The following is a 17,937-nucleotide window of genomic DNA, read 5'->3' on the forward strand; positions in this document are numbered from 1 at the left end:
TTTAAATAACTCCTAATTAGTTAGAATGGCTTGAGGGTCGACAAAAATCTTGGTTGCTTGTGGTTGATAGCCACGGTCAGTGTTGACGTGCCATTGTTGGTTTGGCAGCTGGACGACGGTATCAAAATGATTCCCGGCAAAAGTCGAACTGATGATTCGCCCATCGAAAGTGCGCCAATTAGGCTGTGGTGTCAGACTGACATGTTCTGGCCGGACGCCAGCTTGGTCGTCCAGATAGTTTAAAGGACCAATGAAATTCGCGGCAAACAAATTGACGGGGCGCTGATAGAGTTCAGTTGCCGTGCCGGTTTGCACGATTTTGCCATCCTTAATGAGAACCAGGTGATCTGAAATACGGAGTGCTTCATTGCGATCATGGGTCACAAAAATGGCAGTTAGATGGTTACGGTGAATTAACTCGCTGATTTCCAGTTGCAAGGATTCACGGAGTTGTGGATCCAAGGCGCTCAAGGCTTCGTCAAAGAGAATTAGTTTGGGTTGCACAGCGAGTGCGCGGGCTAATGAGACCCGTTGTTGTTGCCCACCAGACAGCTCACCCGGGTAGCGACTGCTAAAATCAATTAACCCGACTTGAGCCAAGGCCCATTGCACGCGTTCGGCAACAGCAGTTTTACTCAGCTTAGTCTCAAGTGCAAAGGCGACGTTTTTGAAGACGGTCATATGTGGCCAGAGCGCGAAGTCTTGGAAGACCATGGCTAAATCGCGCTTGGCCGGGGCAAAATTGAGTTGTTGCGCGGCATCAAAAACCACGGTCTCGTCAAATTTGATTTGACCAGCAGTTGGGACTTGTAGGCCAGCAATCATATTGAGTAAGGTGGATTTACCCGAACCGGATGGTCCAATCAAGGTCGTAATCTGTTGATCGGGGAGGGTCAAATCCAGTTGGTCAATGACGGTCGTTTGTTCATAACTTTTCCGAATGTTACTTAATTGTATTTGAACCACAAGGAAGCTCCTTTGTTATTAATCTGGCGCAATTATAACGAGATTTAGCTATCAGAAAGTATATTTCTGGTAAATGTTGGGTAAAGATTATGTATTTACGCAAAAAAGTCCCCAATTCGTTGGAATTGAGGACTTTGATCGTTTAATTAAGCTGGAGTCACTTCATAGTGGGCATACCGTTGGGCATCCACTGCATTCAGTTCCACTTTAAGTTGGGTCCCGTCTGCTAAATAATCGGTCTTTAAAATATTCGCATGGTCGTTCAAGTAGGCCACAACGTCGCCATCACTGAACGGAATCAGTAAGGTGGTCGTCACGAAATCCTTGAAGACTTTTTTCTTAATAATTTTCGTTAAAAGCTGTAGGGAAGCTTCATCTTTAGCGGCATAGATCAGTTGATCATCTTGCACGTTTGGATAGTTCGCTTCGGTCCGGTCCGCCTTGTTATAAGCATAAATCATTGGAATATCGGTGACACCAATGGCTTTCAAGGTTGTTTCCGTCGTTGCCATCATTTCTTTATAATGTGGGTCCGAGTAGTCGATGACTTGGATCAACAAGTCTGCACGCGCAGCTTCTGACAAAGTTGAGCGGAAGGCGTTGATCAAGTTATGTGGCAAGTTGCTGACAAATCCAACCGTATCGCTCAATAACAATTGTTTGTTATCAGGGAAGGTGAGTTGACGAATACTTGTGTCCAAAGTGGCGAATAGCATGTCTTTTTCGAAGACTTGCTTATCTTCACCCTTGCCGAATAAGCGAACTAAACCGTTCATCGTCGTTGATTTACCAGCGTTGGTGTAACCAACTAAAGCGACATTCGGTAAGCCAGCTTTATCCCGTTGGGCGCGACGAACTTCGTCATCCTTGTTCAATTCTTTCAGTTCATGTTTGGCGTGACTGATACGATCTTGAATCGTCCGACGATTCAATTCGATCTGGGTTTCACCAGAACCACGGTTGGTGTAACCCCCGCCACCACCAGCAGCGGCCCCGGCTTGTTGATCTAGTCGGTTAGCCATGCTGGTCCGTAAGCGTGGTAATTGGTATTGTAATTGGGCAATCTTAACTTGTAATTTGGCTTCTTTACTGCGAGCACGGTTACCGAAGATTTCAAGAATCAACCCAGTCCGGTCGATAATTTGTAAGCCCGTTTCAGTTTCCAAGTTTCGCACTTGGCTCGGGGTTAGATCAGCGTTAATGACCATAATGTTGAGGTCATTGGCTTCACCCATTTCTTTAATTTCAACGACTTTCCCCTTACCAAAGTAAGTGGCGGGGTTCGGTTTTTCTAAGCCTTGATCAATTCGTAAAGCTGCGTACATGTTGTTGGCTGCCACTAAGGCTTCGAGTTCTGACATCGAATAATCATAGTTGGACACCGTTTTAGACATGCCGGCAATAATCACATTTTGAACGTTATTTTCGGGCATTTAATCACTCCTGACGTGTTATAGTTGGTTTAAGTATAACATGACTAATCGGATTATTAATGGTTAGAGGATTAGGAAGGTGATAACGATGGGCTACGTGTTAGATTTGCGCAAAAAGGTCGGCCACCGGCCCTTGGTCGTGGCGGGTGCGGCGGTGATTGCGCAGAATTCGGCCGGCGAGATCTTGTTGGTACATCGAACGGATAATCAGCAATGGGGCTTGCCGGCGGGTTCCACCGAACCGGGCGAGAGTGTTCGTCAAACGGCCCAGCGCGAGTGTCAAGAAGAGACCGGCTTGACGGTCGACACGTTGGTATTAGTTGATGTGTTTAGTGGGCCGCGGATGCACTATGTTTATCCGAATGGCGATGTGATCGATAGTGTCACGACGTTGTATCGTGGTCAAATCAGTGGCGGCGAACAGCATCCCCAAGCAGCTGAAACGAGTGCGGTAGCCTTCTTTGATCCGCACGCATTACCCACATCGCTGACGCCACTGACCAAGTGGATGTTGTGTGGTGAGTGAGCTTGACCAAGTAACAGTGATTTGCTATATTAGACTGAATTAATTAAACAGAACTGTCACCGGACAGCGTGTCGTTAACTTCCTTAGGTCATTGCGGAGGTTAGCGGGACGCTGTCTTTTTTAGTTTGAGGAGGAATTAGTTATGACGTGGTTTTATTTAGTCGTTGCTGGAATATTTGAGGTTGTTTGGGCAACGATGATGAAATTGAGTAATGGGTTTAGTCACTTAGGTTACGCCACGGCGACCGTGATTGGCATGATTCTGAGCTTCGGGTTCTTAGCCTTGGCAACCAAACATTTACCGTTGAGTATTGCCTATCCGATTTGGACGGGGATTGGCGCAGTTGGCGCAATTCTCGTCGGCGTCTTGCTGTTCAAAGACCAGATTGCGCCAGTTACGTGGCTGTTTATTGCCATGTTGATTATTGGTATTATTGGGATTAAAGTCACGAGTTAATGGCGGCTTAACCGATTGACTTTGGCTGGAACAATTGTATGCTATGAACACGTCAGACGAAATAAGGAAATGTTAAATGAGTCATTTAGAAAGTGAGATTGGGACTGTTAAGCTGGTCCAAAATGGTCAGTCTTTGGCTTTTAAACTGTCAAAGAAAGATTGTGATTTAATGAAAATTGATTCGATGACTGAATTTGAGAAGGTTATCTCACCGGATGGTAATGAAATCACTTTTCGTAAAGTTGCGCCAGGAGAACGTAATATCTTGGCGGTTGCCAATCAAGTTTATGATCAACACGCAGATTTGATGAAACGGTTGGAAAAACTGTAATTTTTAACTCGTAGTGAATAAAGGGACACGCAATTTTTTGCGTGCCCCTTTATTATGGTTGTTATTCAGTTAAATCTTCAGCGTATTTGACGACTTTAACTTGGTCACCATCGATGTCTAAGCGCGTCACGCTACCATTCTTCGGGCCGCGTGAGATATCAATGTCGGGCCCAAAATGCGAGACAATGCTGCGAATCGTTGTGCCGTGACTGACTACGAGGACCTTTTCATGGTTGTCGTGATGGGCCTTTAAATAGTCAAAGCCGCGATTAACGCGTTCCCAATAAGTGGCGTTGTCTTCCGCTTCATGGAACGGATCGATTTCGCGCATTAAATCTTTGGTTTCTTCGATCGACATATAACTGAGCAACTCGTGTAAGCTAGTCACGCCATAATCTTTGCCGACTAAGGACCAAGTTCGACTTGAGTCGTCACCTTCGTAGTAACCGTAAAAAGTTTCACGAAAACTAGGTAAAGTAGTCAGCGTTACGTTCGCTTTACCAGCCGCCGCTTTAATGAGTTTAGCGGTATCCATCGCGCGTTTGGAGTCGCTGGAATAGTAATGCGCAAAGTTAACGTCGGCTAAAGCCTGGCCAACTTGTTGTGCGGTGGCCTTGCCTTGGTCGGTCAACGGTGAATCTGACCAACCTTGCATCCGATTGAATAAATTGAAATAAGTCTGGCCATGCCGGACAAAATAAATTGAAAATTGAGACATGTTAAGCTCCTTAAATTAGGCGATATGGTCTTTTTTGCCGAAGTAGTCCACGCGAATGTCATCATCTGAGATGGTGAACTTGGTGACACTGCCATTTTGTGGTCGCGCTGGCGAGTTCAATGCCATGTATTCTGCGGCGATACTAAAAATCGTATTGCCATGGCTAACTAACAGGACCTTGTCGCCGTCGTGTGACTTGGCGCGAAGTTCCGCGAGGCCACCGTTGACCCGTTCCCAGAATTCAGCGTTATTTTCAGCTTGATGAAATGGGTCGGCTTCCTTGGCAAAATCCTTGGCTTTATGAATCCCGTATTTGGCGATAATGTCAGATAGGGACGGCGCTTGATGTGGTGCGCCAATCATATACCAAGTTTGCGAGGTGTCGTCGCCTTCAAAATAACCATAGAAGGCTTCCCGGAAAGCTGGCATCGGCGTGACGTCCAGCTCACCGTTGCCACTAGCAGGAAGAATCAATTTGGCGGTGTCCATTGCCCGGGTCATGTCACTCGCGTAGGCGGCGTCAAAATGAATCCCAGCCAGCATCTTACCAGCGTTGCGTGCATCTTGTTTGCCGACTTCGGTCAGCGGTGAATCGCACCAGCCTTGCATCCGGCGGTACTTATTAAAGTAAGTTTGTCCATGACGAATCATGTAAACTGAAAATGTAGACATTAGTTACTCCTTAAATTGAATGATAGGTCTATCTTAGCATACTAGTTGGCGGTCGCTAAGGCTTGTCGAATCCGTGGCGCGTCTTGCTTGCTCCCAGTGAAGATCAACCGGTCACCATATTGAATCAAGGTATTCCCATTTGGCACAATAACTTTGCGGTTGCGGATGACTTCGCTGATCGTAATATCTTTGGCAAATTGGAGATTCTTGATCTGCACATTGGTGTACAAGTGGTTGACAACGCGGACTTCGTAAATACTGTTCTCGGTATCTTGTAACATCAGCAAGGTTGATGGTGATTCGATCAAGGAGCGTAACAATGTGATATTCGCTTCTGGCGTGTTGTAGACTTCAATACCGAGGTCGCGGAGTTCATCCTCATGTTCGTTCAAGACGTTTCGGTCTTCAAAACGAACAATGATCCGTTTGACTCCATAATCTTTCGCTGCTTTGGCTAATGTGTAGTTACGTTCGGCGTCGATATGACCAAGAACTAGAATGTCTGCGTCAAAGACGCCTTGTGCTTCCAACTGTTCTGCGGAAAAATTTTCCAGCAGTTGAACGGGGATTTGCGCATGGTAAGTTTCATAGTTTTGCGGATGATTAGTGTACATTTTGACATCATACCAGCCCTTGCGTAACTGTTGCGCCACGGGGACGGTGCTTAAATTAGCGCCAATAAAGTGGACCGCAGTTTTAACGAGGTCTTCTTTTTCAGCGGAATAGAACTTGTTGAAAATTAGTGGTGACACGATGCAAGTCAGTAAGGCGGCCAATAAGAAGGCCCCGGACTGGTCGCTGGTAATGGTTTTCATTGATTTGGCGACGCGTAAAACGGCTAAGACCATCGTCATAGTTGTGGCGGTCAAGGCGGTTCCGGCAATTGCGTTGGCTTGTTTGAAGCGTAACTTCAAAACCCAGTAACCACCAAGTTTGGCGACCATGTAAGCTAAGAAGAATAACGGAATCAAGAGGAGTGTTTTGCCACTCGTTAAGATGGTTCGCAGATTCAGGTCGACCCCGGTTGAAATGAAGAAAATCGGGATAAAGAAGCCGTAACCAATCGAGTCGAGGCGTTCGCGGGTGCTTTCGCTCGGCTGTAACAATTTCAACACGATCCCAGCGACAAAGGCTCCGAGAATGTTTTCTGCACCGACTGTTTCTGCGACGGTGACCATCGTTACGATTAGGAAAAAGGCGAGGCGGATGTCTAGTTGCGTCGTCGATTTATTAATATTTTGATAGAAGTTAAAGAACGGTTTGAACCGAAGCAACAGCAAGGCCGCGACTGCCAAGATCAGTAATAATAGCCATAAGCTTTGCGAATTGCTGCCAAAAATTGAGGCGTAGAGCGTTAAGCCCATCATTGGAATCAGTTCACCGAAGACTGAGATCAGTAAGACTGTTTGTCCAAAGGCTTTGCTTAGCAGTTCCTTTTCTTTTAACGCGGCAATCACGATACCTAGTGAAATCGTGCCAAATAAAATCGTGGCGAGCCAAAAGTCGCTGAACAGGCCGCTGACTTTGAACGCCGCCGCCAGCAGTAGGGATAGGATGATGACGGTGCTGTACGCGTAGACTGATAAGCGCACTGGCGAGTATTTAGGTAAGTTGCCGGCTTGCTTTTGTTCAAGCGGTGTCAGGGCCGTGCGCCGTTTCTTAAATAAACTGAAGTCGATTTCGAGTCCGCTCAAAAATAGGAGCACGATGACCCCAATCGTCGACAGTTGGGAGATCGATGTTGTCATCTTGACGATGTTAAGCAAGCTAGGTCCGAGCACGATACCGACGATGATTTCCATGACGGCCGTGGGGAGACTGTTGATCTTGAATTTCGCCATCACTAACGGAATTAGTAGGGCGGCAAATAAAATAATGACTAATGAGACTTGATCCATAATAAATCCCTTTCTTAGTTAATAGACATTGAGTTGGTCGTCATCAAAGCCCCAGAACGCTTCATTGAGGTCAGGGTTAGTGAAGACATTTAAGATTGGTTCGATGCCTGGCGCTAGTTTGTCTGGTGTCAGGGCACTTAGCGGCTGCCAACTGATGGCGCCTTCGTATGATCCAGCGAGCAAGTCGCCACTGTAGTCGCACGTCGTGTAAAGGGTGCCGAGTGACACATCACCGGCGTCATTTTCGACCCAAGTAACGGTGCCAACTAGTTTTAAGTTGGTGACAGTCAGGCCAGTTTCTTCGCGGACTTCGCGTTGCATGGCATGGATTTGCGACTCGCCGGGGTCAACGTGACCACCAGGAAAGGTGAGTCCCGTCCATTTGGCGTCAATCTTGTTTTCAACGATGACTTCGTGGGTTTCAGGATTCATGATCAGACACATGTTGACGAGTTCGGCCCGGACAGTCCGGTCATGCGTTTCATGCGCATCTTTAGTGGCGAGCCAATCACTAACCTTGCCGTTCAGACTAGTGACAAAGTCGGTCTTGGCGGCATAGTAATCGTCACTAGTCAGTGCGGTTTGACGCACCGCCGTGTATTTGCGGCTGTCGGTGCGATGTGCATTAATGTAGTCCCGGAAATTGATGACCGTTTGATAGGCGTCAGCGTCCGTGAAAAGCAGTAAGTTAACCGCTTGATTGTGCCAGTTGAGTTGGTAAGTTGCGGGCTGGTTTGTGATTGTGGTCAAGTCGAATGCCGACTTCAGCGTCGCGACTGCCTGGTCATCATTTGAGACCAAGAGGGCAATATCGATAATTGGTCGGGCGGGCACTTTCGGCATCGCCGTACTCCCAACATGACCGGCTTCAATTAGGTCGGTGGTTAAATGTTGCTTGAGTTCAGTTTGCAGGTCGGTCGCCAGCGATTGCCAAGCTGGTTGGTAACTGACGAGCGTTTTGGTTGTCATTGTGAATGGACACCTCCGTGAGTTTGCTTCTATGAAAGGATACACTTTTTACCTATTCAATGAAAGAATTTGCTCAGCGAGATTCGGCTATAAAATGACCGTAAATACGTGACTCGTTACCCGAAAAAACGCAACTTGTATATAGTATTTTGATATTAGTGTAATATGAGGTCTGCTAGATTTATATGATAGAAAGGTGTTATAGGAGGTAATCAAATGAGCAGTAAAGCAAGTCTAAAAAAACAAGCAATCATGGCTAAAGAAATCATGATAAGGTATGACAATAACATTGGCGTGCTACGAGAAAAGGGAACTGCTGGGGAGCTCAAAGCTGTGATGACTTATATCGCAAATGAATCAAATTATAAACAACGAGTAACCGCCGGACTAGAGAAAGAATAGTTACTTGCTAAGCAAAATTGGGTGTGTTTTAGAAACAGTTGGAAGATTGTGACCAACTGTTTTTTGCTATTTAAACTAAGATTTAGCGCAAAAAAATAACTGCCAACTGACAGTTATCAAAATCATCAAATTTAAGTTTAAGCGACCGGGTGACGACGCAGTGTTTTGAACAACGTAATCGTGGCAGCCGGAATTAACGCGCAGGCGAGAATTCCTAAGAAGAATAGTGACAGGTGATCCTGCACGAAGCTGATGGAACCAAAGAAGTAGCCGAGTGAGCAACCGACCGCGACCCAGATGCCAACGCCTAATAAATTCCATAAGGCGAAAGATTTCTGTGCCATTTTAGACGCACCGGCACTTAATGGTACGAAAGTCCGAATCAACGGCACAAAGCGACCAAACATGACGGCCTTACTCCCATACTTGGCGAAGAAACGTTGCGCTTTGACTTGCTTATCCTGTGGTAAATGACGTTGCAACCAAGGCAAGTTGATCAAGTAGCGGCCAATTTCAAAGTTAACGGTATCGCCAATCACGGCAGCGGCAAAGAAGACGGGCACGAGTACTTGAATACTCAAGCTCGTGTGGGTCGCGGCCATCGTGCTGGCGAGAAAGATCAGCGATTCACCGGGTAAAAATGGGAAGACGACCATGCCGGTTTCCAGGAAGATGACGGCAAATAGGGTAATGTAGCTCCAATTACCGAGTGTCATTAACAGTGGCACGATGAAGTCTTCCAAATGGGTCAGAATTTCAATTAAATTGGCCAACGGCGCCACCTCCAGTAAAGTTAGTTTCATTTTAGTCGGATTATCGTTAAATTACTAGTGTAAGCGGTAACATTTTCATCGATTTAAACGAATCATAACTTTGATAATGAAACGGTCATACTTCCTTAACTAAAATGACGAATTTGCCTCATTTTAACAGGTTATTGATTGAGTCAAGCCTGGGATAGTGATAAGATTGTTTATCGAGTTTTAGGAATGGAGGACGCTTGATGGCTAAGTCGATTAAAGCTTCAGAACAACAACATCTTGATTATGTGGTTGATAAGATTCGGATCGAGGAAACGAAACAGAGTGAAACGATTGAACGGTCCGAAAATGATCAAGCCGATATTAAGCAAAACTTTTATAATGACGTCAATATTAAGACCGACAGTTATGAAGGCATGATGGAAACTGGTTTGTCCGTCCGACAACAGCAACAAATGTTGGACGAACGGCAGAATAGTTGGCAACACGCGACCAAACAATTGTCGACTTTGAAAAAGTTGGAAAAGAATGCTTATTTTGCGCGCCTTGATTTTCATGAGGCGGGCGAACCGGCGACCGAAACCATTTATATTGGGCTGAGCTCATTTTCTGACAGTCCGGATCACTTCTTGATCTATGACTGGCGGGCGCCAATCTCAAGCATCTATTATGATGGTGGGTTGGGGCACGTCACTTATCAGACGCCGGATGGCTTACAGTCGGTGGATGTCCAATTAAAACGACAACTGATGATCGAAGACGGGACCATTGTCACGGTCTACGATACGGATGAAGCCGTGGGCGATTCGATGTTACTCGAAGTATTGGACGAAAAGTCTGACGTGAAGATGAAGAGCATCGTCACGACCATCCAGAAGGAACAAAATACGATTATCCGCGATACCAGTTCGGACCTCTTATTCGTTCAAGGGGCTGCGGGATCGGGGAAAACGTCGTCGGTACTGCAACGAGTGGCGTATCTCTTATACCGTTATCGGGGTAATTTAAACGCGGGGCAAGTGATCCTATTCTCGCCGAACCAATTGTTCAACGACTATATTAACCAAGTGCTTCCTGAATTGGGCGAGCAAAATATGGTGCAGATGACGTACTTCCAATACGCGTCATATCGCCTGCCACACATGCAAGTCGAGACGTTACAACAACGTTTTGAAACGGAAAACACGCCGACGATGGCGAAAATTACCAAACTGGAAGGTAGCTTAGCCTTTTTCAATGCGGTCACGACATATGGTCGGCATTTGGAATCCGCTGACATGCGTTTCCGCAACATCATGCTGAACAAGGAAGTCTTGATTCCGCGTGACAAGATCAAAGAAATCTACTATTCATTTAACGAAAACTATCACCTTGGCAACCGCTTGTCGGCGACTAAGGAAGAATTGATTAAAATTTTGAACCGCAAAGTTGCGGCCGAAATGCGGACGAAGTGGGTCGAAGAAGCCGTTCAAGACTTATCTAAAGAAGAATTGAACGACATGTACGGCAACCAACCGCGTGAATTTAAGAACGGCGATGAAGAATTCCGGTTCTTAGCACGGAAGATTGTCATGCAACGCTTAGGAACCGCCCGAACACAAATCGTGCGGAACCGTTTCTTGAGCATCAACATGCAGTACGCCCACTTCTTGCATGAAGTTCCCGCAATCCTTGATCTCGACAAGTACGGGATTTCGAAGGACGATTGGGAACAGGCCGTGGAAGCCAAGCTGGCCGCCATCAAAGAACGCCACATTTCGTTGACAACCGTGTCAGCCTACATGTACTTGCATGATTTGATGACCGGTAAAAAGGGCCAACGTGACATTCGTTTCGTCTTCTTAGATGAAATTCAAGATTACAACGCGTTCCAATTGGCTTTCTTGAAATTTAGCTTCCCAAATGCCCGGTTTACGATGCTCGGGGATTTGAACCAAGCAATCTTCACTAAAGAAAACAGTCATACGTTGATTGGTGAACTGGAAACGTTGTTCGATCCAGAAAAGACGCGGGTCGTTCAATTAACCAAGTCGTATCGGTCGACGCAACAGATTACCGATTTTACTAAAGAAATCCTCGTCAATGGTGAAGCCGTTACGGCGTTTGATCGCCAAGGCGACTTGCCAAATATGGCGGTCACGGATAACTTTGAGCAAGCGGTGGACCAAGTGGTTAAGCAGTTAGCCACCAATAATTCGGATCATGATACGACGGCGATTATTGGCAAGACTTTAGCTGAAAGTGAGCAATTGACGGAAGCCTTGCAAGCTCGGGGCATTCACGTCACCTTGATTCGGACTGAAAATCAACGGTTAGCACCGGGGCTAATCGTCGTGCCATCGTTCTTAGCGAAAGGGTTGGAATTCGATGCGGTCATCGTGTGGAACGCCAACGCTGATAACTATCAACGTGAAGACGAGCGGCAATTACTCTATACGATCTGCTCACGAGCGATGCATGAATTGACCGTGATTGCGATTGGTCAACTGTCACCATTGTTGACACGCGTTAAGCCAGAACTGTATACGATTAATGAAACAACTGTTTAAGCTAATACTTTAAAAAGTTAATTAGCACGACAACTGTTTATTCAGCTGTTGTGCTGATTTTTTTATACTTGGAATTCCCGGTATTACTAAACGAGCTGTGGCATAATTACGACTGCTTTTATGCTATAATTAGCCCATTAATTTAATGATGGTGGCAGACAAATTATGGAAGAGCAACTGAATTATTATCGCTTCTCACGGGAGCAATGGAAACGATTCTATCGCGGTGGTCACGTGCCATTGACCGCCAATAATCTACACGAAATTAAAGCGTTCAATGATCAGATCAGCATCGATGATGTCCGCGAGATTTATTTACCGGTCGCGCATTTACTTCAGGCGAAGTTTGAACACTACTTATCCTGGCGGGAGACGGAAGCCGTCTTTCTGCAACGGAATAATAAGCAGTCGCCCTTTATTATCGGCGTCTCAGGGAGTGTGGCCGTTGGAAAAACAACGACGGCGCGCCTATTAGAAATTTTATTTAAATATTTATATCCGGACCGGCGCACGCAATTAATTACGACGGATGGGTTCTTATATTCCAATGCGGAACTCAAGCAACGTCAGTTAATGGAACGCAAGGGGTTTCCGGAAAGCTATGATATGCCGCGGTTGATTCAATTCTTGAATGACGTGAAGAGTGGCAAGCCGATTGCGAAGGCACCGGTGTATTCGCATCAGACTTACGATATCGTTCCGAATCGCTATGACGTCATCACCCATCCCGATATTTTGATTATCGAAGGGATTAATGTGTTGCAGTTGCCGACCAATCAACATATTTATATTAGTGATTTCACCGACTTCTCGGTGTATGTCGATGCGGATGCCAACTTGATTGAAACCTGGTACCTTGATCGTTTTGAAGCGTTGATGAAGACCGCGTTCCAAGACCCGCAAAACTACTTTTACCCGTGGGCCATCGGTGATCATGACGATGCGATTACGATGGCGAAGCGCGTGTGGGAAGATGTCGATTTGAAAAACTTGAATGATTATATCTTGCCAACGCGGAATCGTGCGGATTTGATTTTGCACAAGGTGGCGCATCATGTGATTGACGCCGTCTATTTCCGCAAGTATTAAACCGCTAAGAAATTTCTCATAGTTATTGACCGTTCCTTGAGAAATCAGTATGATAGAGCTATTGAGCTACAATTAATCCAAAGGAGTGAACAACTTGGCAAAAACGGACACCGCGTCATTCGACTCAATTCTTGTGTTGGATTTTGGGAGTCAATATAACCAATTGATTACCCGGCGCATTCGTGATTTCGGCGTTTATTCGGAATTACTACCAAATAAGATCACCGCTGATGAAATCAAAGCCCGCCACCCAAAGGGAATTATTTTCTCTGGTGGGCCGAATAGTGTTTACGATGATGGCGCCTTTCGGGTTGATCCTGAAATTTTCAAGCTAGGGATTCCTATCTTGGGGATTTGTTATGGGATGCAGCTGATGACTTACTCACTCGATGGTGGGAAAGTTGAATCCGCTGATAACCGCGAATATGGGAAAGCAAACATCACTGTCACTAGTGATAACGCCACTTTATTCAAAGACACGCCTAAAGAACAATCAGTTTGGATGAGCCATGGTGACTTGGTGACCCAAGCTCCCGCTGGTTTTGAAGTGGTCGCAACTTCGAAGAACTGCCCCATCGCCGCCATTCAAAATGTTGACCGCAAGCTGTATGGGATTCAATTCCACGCTGAAGTGCGGAACACTGATTATGGTAACGAGATCTTACGGCATTTTGCGTTCGATGTTTGCCAAGCTGAAGCCAACTGGTCAATGGATGATTTCATTGACATGCAAATTGAAAAAATTCGCGCTGAAGTTGGGGACAAAAAAGTCTTGCTCGGCCTTTCTGGCGGGGTAGACTCTAGCGTTGTCGGTGTCTTGTTGCACAAGGCGATTGGCACGCAGTTGACGAGTATTTTCGTTGATCATGGTCTGTTACGTAAAGGCGAAGCTGACCAAGTCATGGCTAGTTTGGAAGGTAAATTCGGCCTGAACATCATTAAAGTTGATGCGAAAGACCGGTTTATGAGCAAATTAGCTGGTGTCAGCGACCCCGAAACCAAACGGAAGATCATTGGTAACGAATTTATCCAAGTCTTCGATGAAGAAGCCACTAAGTTAAATGGGATGGAATTCTTAGCGCAAGGGACGTTGTACACCGACGTCATCGAAAGTGGGACTTCCACAGCGCAAACGATTAAATCTCATCATAACGTTGGTGGGTTGCCAAAGGACATGCAATTTAAGTTGATCGAACCATTACGGACTTTATTTAAAGACGAAGCTCGTGAATTAGGTGAAAAGCTTGGCATGCCTTCAGCGCTCGTTTGGCGTCAACCATTCCCAGGTCCCGGTTTAGGGATTCGGGTCATTGGTGAAATCACTGAAGATAAGTTGGAAATCGTCCGCGATAGTGATTACATCTTACGCGATGAAATCAAAAAAGCTGGCTTGGACCGCGAGATCTGGCAATACTTTACCGTATTACCAGGGATCAAGTCAGTCGGTGTCATGGGTGATGGTCGGACCTACGACTACACTGTTGGTATTCGGGCCGTAACGTCAATTGACGGCATGACCGCCGATTTTGCGCGGATTCCTTGGGACGTCTTACAGAAGATCTCGGTACGGATCGTCAATGAAGTCGATCACGTTAACCGGATCGTGTACGATGTTACGAGTAAGCCACCTTCGACTATTGAGTGGGAATAATGAAGTAAGTGAAGTTGAAGCCAGAACGTTGATTTAACGGCGTTTCGGTTGTCATAAAACGGGCTAAATAGTGGGTCATAACAAAGGTGCCCCACCAAAATCACCACCAAAGATAGCCGCTGTTGCTTAGGTAACGGCGGCTATTTTGCTACTGTGACCCACCAAGATATTTCAGAACGAAGCGAATAAAAAGAGGCTTTTCAGCCTCTTCGGTGGTTATTATTCTAAAGTTGCAGATACAGCAGGAATACCAACTATGTTACCAACAGCTTCACATTTAACGGTAATGGTATCACCGGCCTTAATTTTACGTGTTTCTTTGGTTACGGGTAAGAGAACGTCAAAACCGCCCGGAGCAGCAAGACCGACACCCATCTGGCTTTCATCGCCAACTTCGGTAACCTTAAACTCAAGGGTTTTGCCTTCAATCTCTTTGGTGGTAGCATTGGCGATGAAGTCTTTACCTTCTGCCTTAGAGGTAACAGTATAGTCAGCAGAACCAACACCCGATATAACCCCAAAAAGAGTTGCAGCAGTTGGAAGTGCAATTCCGACTACTAAAAGGATGACACTTAGCTTCTTTGGCCGTTTGCGCAGAGCAGCAAAGATAAGCATGATTAGTGCAACAATGGCAAGAATGATACCGCCAATAATGGTAAAGCCAATTACAGTTTCCATTGATGTGTCCTCCATGAATCTCCTGATTAATTTGATTATACTGCATCAAAACGTGTGCGTCTATACCGTGGCATCACTATTCTTTGTCGAATGCGAAGTTAACTGCATCAGAGATGGTCTTTTTGTAGGCGGTCTGAAAGTCGCTTCCAGTATCATCGTGTTCAAGGGACATGAATATAGAGTTGTCATCGTTATCAAATTGGTCCTGCCAGACGTAGGACGTTCCGTTATAGGTTAGACGATTCCAGCCTCCTGTGGAAGTCCCTTCAGGTTTGATGTTTGTCTCATAGGTCATTTCAATAATCTTGTGTGTATTTGTGAATAGAAATGCAGCTTTACGAGTGTCTGGGTTAATCAAGAATGCCGCATTGTGGAATAGAGATTCTTCATCTGATTCATAGTTGAACAGATATGCGTGTTTGTATGTCTGTTCAACTTTGTTAAGCATCTGTTGTTTAGCGGACACTTTTTTGACCGCCTGTTTAGAAACCTGGGAAGATGAACTTTTCGTAGTGCTCGTACCGGTATCGTTTTTTTCAGAACAAGCCACGAGAGTGATGCTTAAGCCAGCTAAAAGAATCAGCGAAGCTGAGAAGATTCGTTTTGGTGTCATAGTTTTCCTCGCCTTTAGTTGTGATGTCATTATTCGTTAAGTATATGATAGCCTATAAAAAAGGGAAATCCTACTTACAGAACAAAATCACTAAAATGATTGTGGCATTACCACACATGTTCAACTGATGCAGAGTAAAAATGCCCGACGAATATTTGAAAATGCGGCGAGACGGCTAGTGACCACATTAGACAGTAGAGTAAGGACGGCGAAAATGAACGCCAAGCATCATAACGGCATGAAGTCTAATTACTAGTTTTCATGATTAAAATAACTCTTTGCATATGTGACCGTATTTGGCAGACCACATGGAAGAAATAGAGCAAAAGTTTGGAGATATGTGAAATACCGCTCTGATAAAACGATATCTTATCCACCACTTATGATTTCTACGATAGTAAAATATGCGCTAATAATAAAATTGACGTTATAACAAAGCGACTGTCCATCGGGCAGTCGCTTTTAATATATACATTAGCCGTTTTTTTGAGGGAATAATGACATTTCATATCTGTGTACTTTTTGCATGGCTCCGATTGCCGTATCAAGCTCGGTGGAAACTCTAGCGTATTCGTTACGCATCCGGTTATCATCTTGATACCAAGCACGACTTTCTGCTTCGAATGCTTCATAGGCATTTATAGTCAAGTAATAGGCTAGCATACCAGTATCAGTTGGGGTAGGTTTGAGCGGCGTAAGAATGTCCGTGAAGATTGTTTGCATGAGCTTAGGAAACCTGACGTAAAACTTTCGGAATTCCTTTCCGAAAAACTCCTCCTCAAATCGACGAACTAAAATTTCTTGAAAAGATTCAGCATTTAAAAACTGTATGCGCTGAGAAAGTTCGTCAAGTGCTTCAATTTTAACAGTATTAATTGTTCTCGATTTTTTACGTTCAACCTTAACTGGATAGATGTCATAACTAAGTCCTGCACGCATTTGAGCAAAGTGAACATTTGCAGTTAGGACCTGAAAAAGTAGTTCGTGTAGATTAATCATAGTTAAGTCGGTACCTTTGTATGAATAAATCTCATTAATTGCTTTTTTCAGTAGCACATTCCACTTGATTTGTCCCCAAAGCATTTCATCAAGATTGTTGAATTTCAGGTTCTCTCGGATATCTTGCGCATTGAAGTCACTCATCAAGTTCGGATATTTAGTAGTCCGTTTATTGTTGATGATATTACTGACTAACGATTCGTCGGATAGAATGTCCGAACGATTTAGGTTAAGTTCTTCCTTTCGTTTCTTAATAGTTGAACTAATTGTGGTAAACACATATTTTGTGGTTTTTTTAAACGCCGTTTCAAACATTATGAGGACTCCTCTCCCTTAAAGCGTGGGACAAAATTGTTATATTAACGAAAAAAGGTCATATTTCAATCCCACGTTGCAAGTATATACTTAAAATATCGAAAGCGCAAGGAGGTGACAACATGACGAATCATGAGCACATGAACGTTAGCTACAGTCATTCACTAGTATCAGGTTCCCTGCTAGACGAGCACCATGTAAATGACTCAGAAATTGAAGAAGCAATGGACGAATTGAATGGCCTTATATTAGCAAATCACTTTGACCCTTTTGGCAATGAACCAACCATATTTCTGAAATTAGGTGATATAAGCCTCGAGGTGAAGGCTACTAAGGATTGTCAGGCATGTATGCGTGACCTAATGGCAGTACTTGCTCGCCGTAATTGGAATCGAAAGTATGGTTATGGCTGTTGACCGTAACTAATACGTCTTGACCAAGGCCACGATGTCAATAAACTCTGGGTACAAAAATAAAGACGGCTGCGTATCGCAGCGGAGGTAACTATCATGGCTCTACAAAATTCCTGGTTCTTTTCGCAGACCAGTTTCAACGATGCGAAATTCAAGTCGGTAACTAACAACCAGTTCCGCTTGGTCTCTCAGCACCCATATGCTAGCAAGAAGAATCCTCAAGATATCGGTGTAGCATTAACGCTTCAAGTGGTCAAAGATACCGCCGATTATGGTGTTGACAAAAAGACTGGCATGAAGCGGGATAACAACGTTCTGAATACCTTTGATGTGACAATCTTGAACGGAGTACAGCGTTTAGATGCTCAAAAGGGCGATGTCATTCGGCTCGGTGACATGATTGTTGAAAAGACTTTCATCATTGGGTTCAACCTGATTCTCCGTTATAAGGATGTGCAGGTGATTAAGCGTGACAAGTAAGGTTAAAACTTCACGGT

General features: G+C 44.9%; 19 protein-coding genes. 9 read left to right on the top strand and 10 right to left on the bottom strand.

Annotation, left to right across the window (positions count from 1 at the left end; all coding sequences use genetic code 11):
* Nucleotides 1-12: 12 nt before the first annotated feature.
* Nucleotides 13-966 (bottom strand): ABC transporter ATP-binding protein, encoded by a 954-nt coding sequence (locus FFM70_RS10225; protein WP_137616760.1) that lies wholly within the window; start codon nucleotides 964-966, stop codon nucleotides 13-15.
* Between the two features lie 146 nt (nucleotides 967-1,112).
* Nucleotides 1,113-2,399, bottom strand: coding sequence for a GTPase HflX (gene hflX / locus FFM70_RS10230; protein WP_137616761.1), 1,287 nt, complete (start codon nucleotides 2,397-2,399; stop codon nucleotides 1,113-1,115).
* A gap of 88 nt (nucleotides 2,400-2,487) precedes the next feature.
* On the opposite strand from hflX, the gene FFM70_RS10235 reads away from it, so the two are divergent.
* The 3 genes from FFM70_RS10235 (at nucleotide 2,488) to FFM70_RS10245 (ending at nucleotide 3,713) form a co-directional block, all read left to right on the top strand.
* Nucleotides 2,488-2,925: an NUDIX hydrolase gene (locus tag FFM70_RS10235; RefSeq protein ID WP_137616762.1), complete on the top strand. Its 438-nt coding sequence runs from the start codon at nucleotides 2,488-2,490 to the stop codon at nucleotides 2,923-2,925.
* A gap of 142 nt (nucleotides 2,926-3,067) precedes the next feature.
* On the top strand, nucleotides 3,068-3,382 hold the full coding sequence (locus FFM70_RS10240) for a DMT family transporter (protein ID WP_137616763.1): 315 nt from the start codon (nucleotides 3,068-3,070) through the stop codon (nucleotides 3,380-3,382).
* Nucleotides 3,383-3,458: 76 nt separating this feature from the next.
* A complete protein-coding gene (locus FFM70_RS10245; RefSeq protein WP_137616764.1) occupies nucleotides 3,459-3,713 on the top strand; it encodes an AbrB family transcriptional regulator in 255 nt (84 codons plus the stop codon).
* 61 nt (nucleotides 3,714-3,774) lie between these two features.
* Here the strand turns inward: FFM70_RS10245 and FFM70_RS10250 are convergent, their stop codons facing one another.
* The 4 genes from FFM70_RS10250 to FFM70_RS10265 are packed head-to-tail and all read right to left on the bottom strand — an operon-like array spanning nucleotide 3,775 to nucleotide 7,970.
* Entirely contained in the window at nucleotides 3,775-4,431 is a 657-nt protein-coding gene (locus FFM70_RS10250) for a histidine phosphatase family protein (protein WP_137616765.1), read from the bottom strand.
* 15 nt (nucleotides 4,432-4,446) lie between these two features.
* A complete protein-coding gene (locus FFM70_RS10255; RefSeq protein WP_137616766.1) occupies nucleotides 4,447-5,103 on the bottom strand; it encodes a histidine phosphatase family protein in 657 nt (218 codons plus the stop codon).
* 41 nt (nucleotides 5,104-5,144) lie between these two features.
* Nucleotides 5,145-7,001 carry a monovalent cation:proton antiporter family protein gene (locus FFM70_RS10260; RefSeq protein WP_137616767.1) on the bottom strand — a complete coding sequence of 619 codons (1,857 nt, stop codon included), beginning with the start codon at nucleotides 6,999-7,001 and terminating at the stop codon, nucleotides 5,145-5,147.
* A gap of 18 nt (nucleotides 7,002-7,019) precedes the next feature.
* On the bottom strand, nucleotides 7,020-7,970 hold the full coding sequence (locus FFM70_RS10265) for a GrpB family protein (protein WP_137616768.1): 951 nt from the start codon (nucleotides 7,968-7,970) through the stop codon (nucleotides 7,020-7,022).
* A gap of 216 nt (nucleotides 7,971-8,186) precedes the next feature.
* On the opposite strand from FFM70_RS10265, the gene FFM70_RS10270 reads away from it, so the two are divergent.
* Nucleotides 8,187-8,372: a hypothetical protein gene (locus FFM70_RS10270; protein ID WP_137616769.1), complete on the top strand. Its 186-nt coding sequence runs from the start codon at nucleotides 8,187-8,189 to the stop codon at nucleotides 8,370-8,372.
* 137 nt (nucleotides 8,373-8,509) lie between these two features.
* Here FFM70_RS10270 and FFM70_RS10275 read toward each other — a convergent pair whose 3' ends face one another.
* Nucleotides 8,510-9,175 (bottom strand): DedA family protein, encoded by a 666-nt coding sequence (locus FFM70_RS10275; RefSeq protein WP_171002352.1) that lies wholly within the window; start codon nucleotides 9,173-9,175, stop codon nucleotides 8,510-8,512.
* A 200-nt stretch (nucleotides 9,176-9,375) separates the two neighbouring features.
* Here FFM70_RS10275 and helD point away from each other — a divergent pair, with 200 nt between their 5' ends.
* From helD to guaA, 3 genes are all read left to right on the top strand, one after another.
* Complete coding sequence (gene helD / locus FFM70_RS10280; protein ID WP_137616771.1) at nucleotides 9,376-11,682, top strand: RNA polymerase recycling motor HelD; 2,307 nt, start codon at nucleotides 9,376-9,378, stop codon at nucleotides 11,680-11,682.
* A 165-nt stretch (nucleotides 11,683-11,847) separates the two neighbouring features.
* Nucleotides 11,848-12,771 (top strand): type I pantothenate kinase, encoded by a 924-nt coding sequence (coaA, locus tag FFM70_RS10285; protein WP_137616772.1) that lies wholly within the window; start codon nucleotides 11,848-11,850, stop codon nucleotides 12,769-12,771.
* A gap of 94 nt (nucleotides 12,772-12,865) precedes the next feature.
* On the top strand, nucleotides 12,866-14,422 hold the full coding sequence (guaA, locus tag FFM70_RS10290) for a glutamine-hydrolyzing GMP synthase (protein WP_137616773.1): 1,557 nt from the start codon (nucleotides 12,866-12,868) through the stop codon (nucleotides 14,420-14,422).
* A gap of 219 nt (nucleotides 14,423-14,641) precedes the next feature.
* Here the strand turns inward: guaA and FFM70_RS10295 are convergent, their stop codons facing one another.
* The 3 genes from FFM70_RS10295 to FFM70_RS10305 all read right to left on the bottom strand — a co-directional run bounded on the left by FFM70_RS10295 (nucleotide 14,642) and on the right by FFM70_RS10305 (nucleotide 17,027).
* Nucleotides 14,642-15,100 (bottom strand): hypothetical protein, encoded by a 459-nt coding sequence (locus FFM70_RS10295; protein ID WP_054746443.1) that lies wholly within the window; start codon nucleotides 15,098-15,100, stop codon nucleotides 14,642-14,644.
* Nucleotides 15,101-15,176: 76 nt separating this feature from the next.
* Nucleotides 15,177-15,713, bottom strand: coding sequence for a hypothetical protein (locus FFM70_RS10300; RefSeq protein WP_056945777.1), 537 nt, complete (start codon nucleotides 15,711-15,713; stop codon nucleotides 15,177-15,179).
* Between the two features lie 474 nt (nucleotides 15,714-16,187).
* Nucleotides 16,188-17,027 carry a hypothetical protein gene (locus FFM70_RS10305; RefSeq protein WP_056945776.1) on the bottom strand — a complete coding sequence of 280 codons (840 nt, stop codon included), beginning with the start codon at nucleotides 17,025-17,027 and terminating at the stop codon, nucleotides 16,188-16,190.
* Between the two features lie 122 nt (nucleotides 17,028-17,149).
* Between FFM70_RS10305 and FFM70_RS10310 the strand changes: the two genes are divergently transcribed.
* Together FFM70_RS10310 and FFM70_RS10315 are read left to right on the top strand one after the other, a co-directional pair.
* A complete protein-coding gene (locus FFM70_RS10310) occupies nucleotides 17,150-17,443 on the top strand; it encodes a hypothetical protein (RefSeq protein ID WP_137616774.1) in 294 nt (97 codons plus the stop codon).
* Between the two features lie 93 nt (nucleotides 17,444-17,536).
* The gene (locus FFM70_RS10315; protein ID WP_056945774.1) at nucleotides 17,537-17,920 is read left to right on the top strand and encodes a hypothetical protein; all 384 of its coding nucleotides are present in this window, start codon (nucleotides 17,537-17,539) and stop codon (nucleotides 17,918-17,920) included.
* Nucleotides 17,921-17,937: the final 17 nt, after the last annotated feature.

The sequence above is a fragment of the Lactiplantibacillus nangangensis genome, assembly GCF_005405065.1.
Lineage (GTDB): Bacteria > Bacillota > Bacilli > Lactobacillales > Lactobacillaceae > Lactiplantibacillus > Lactiplantibacillus nangangensis.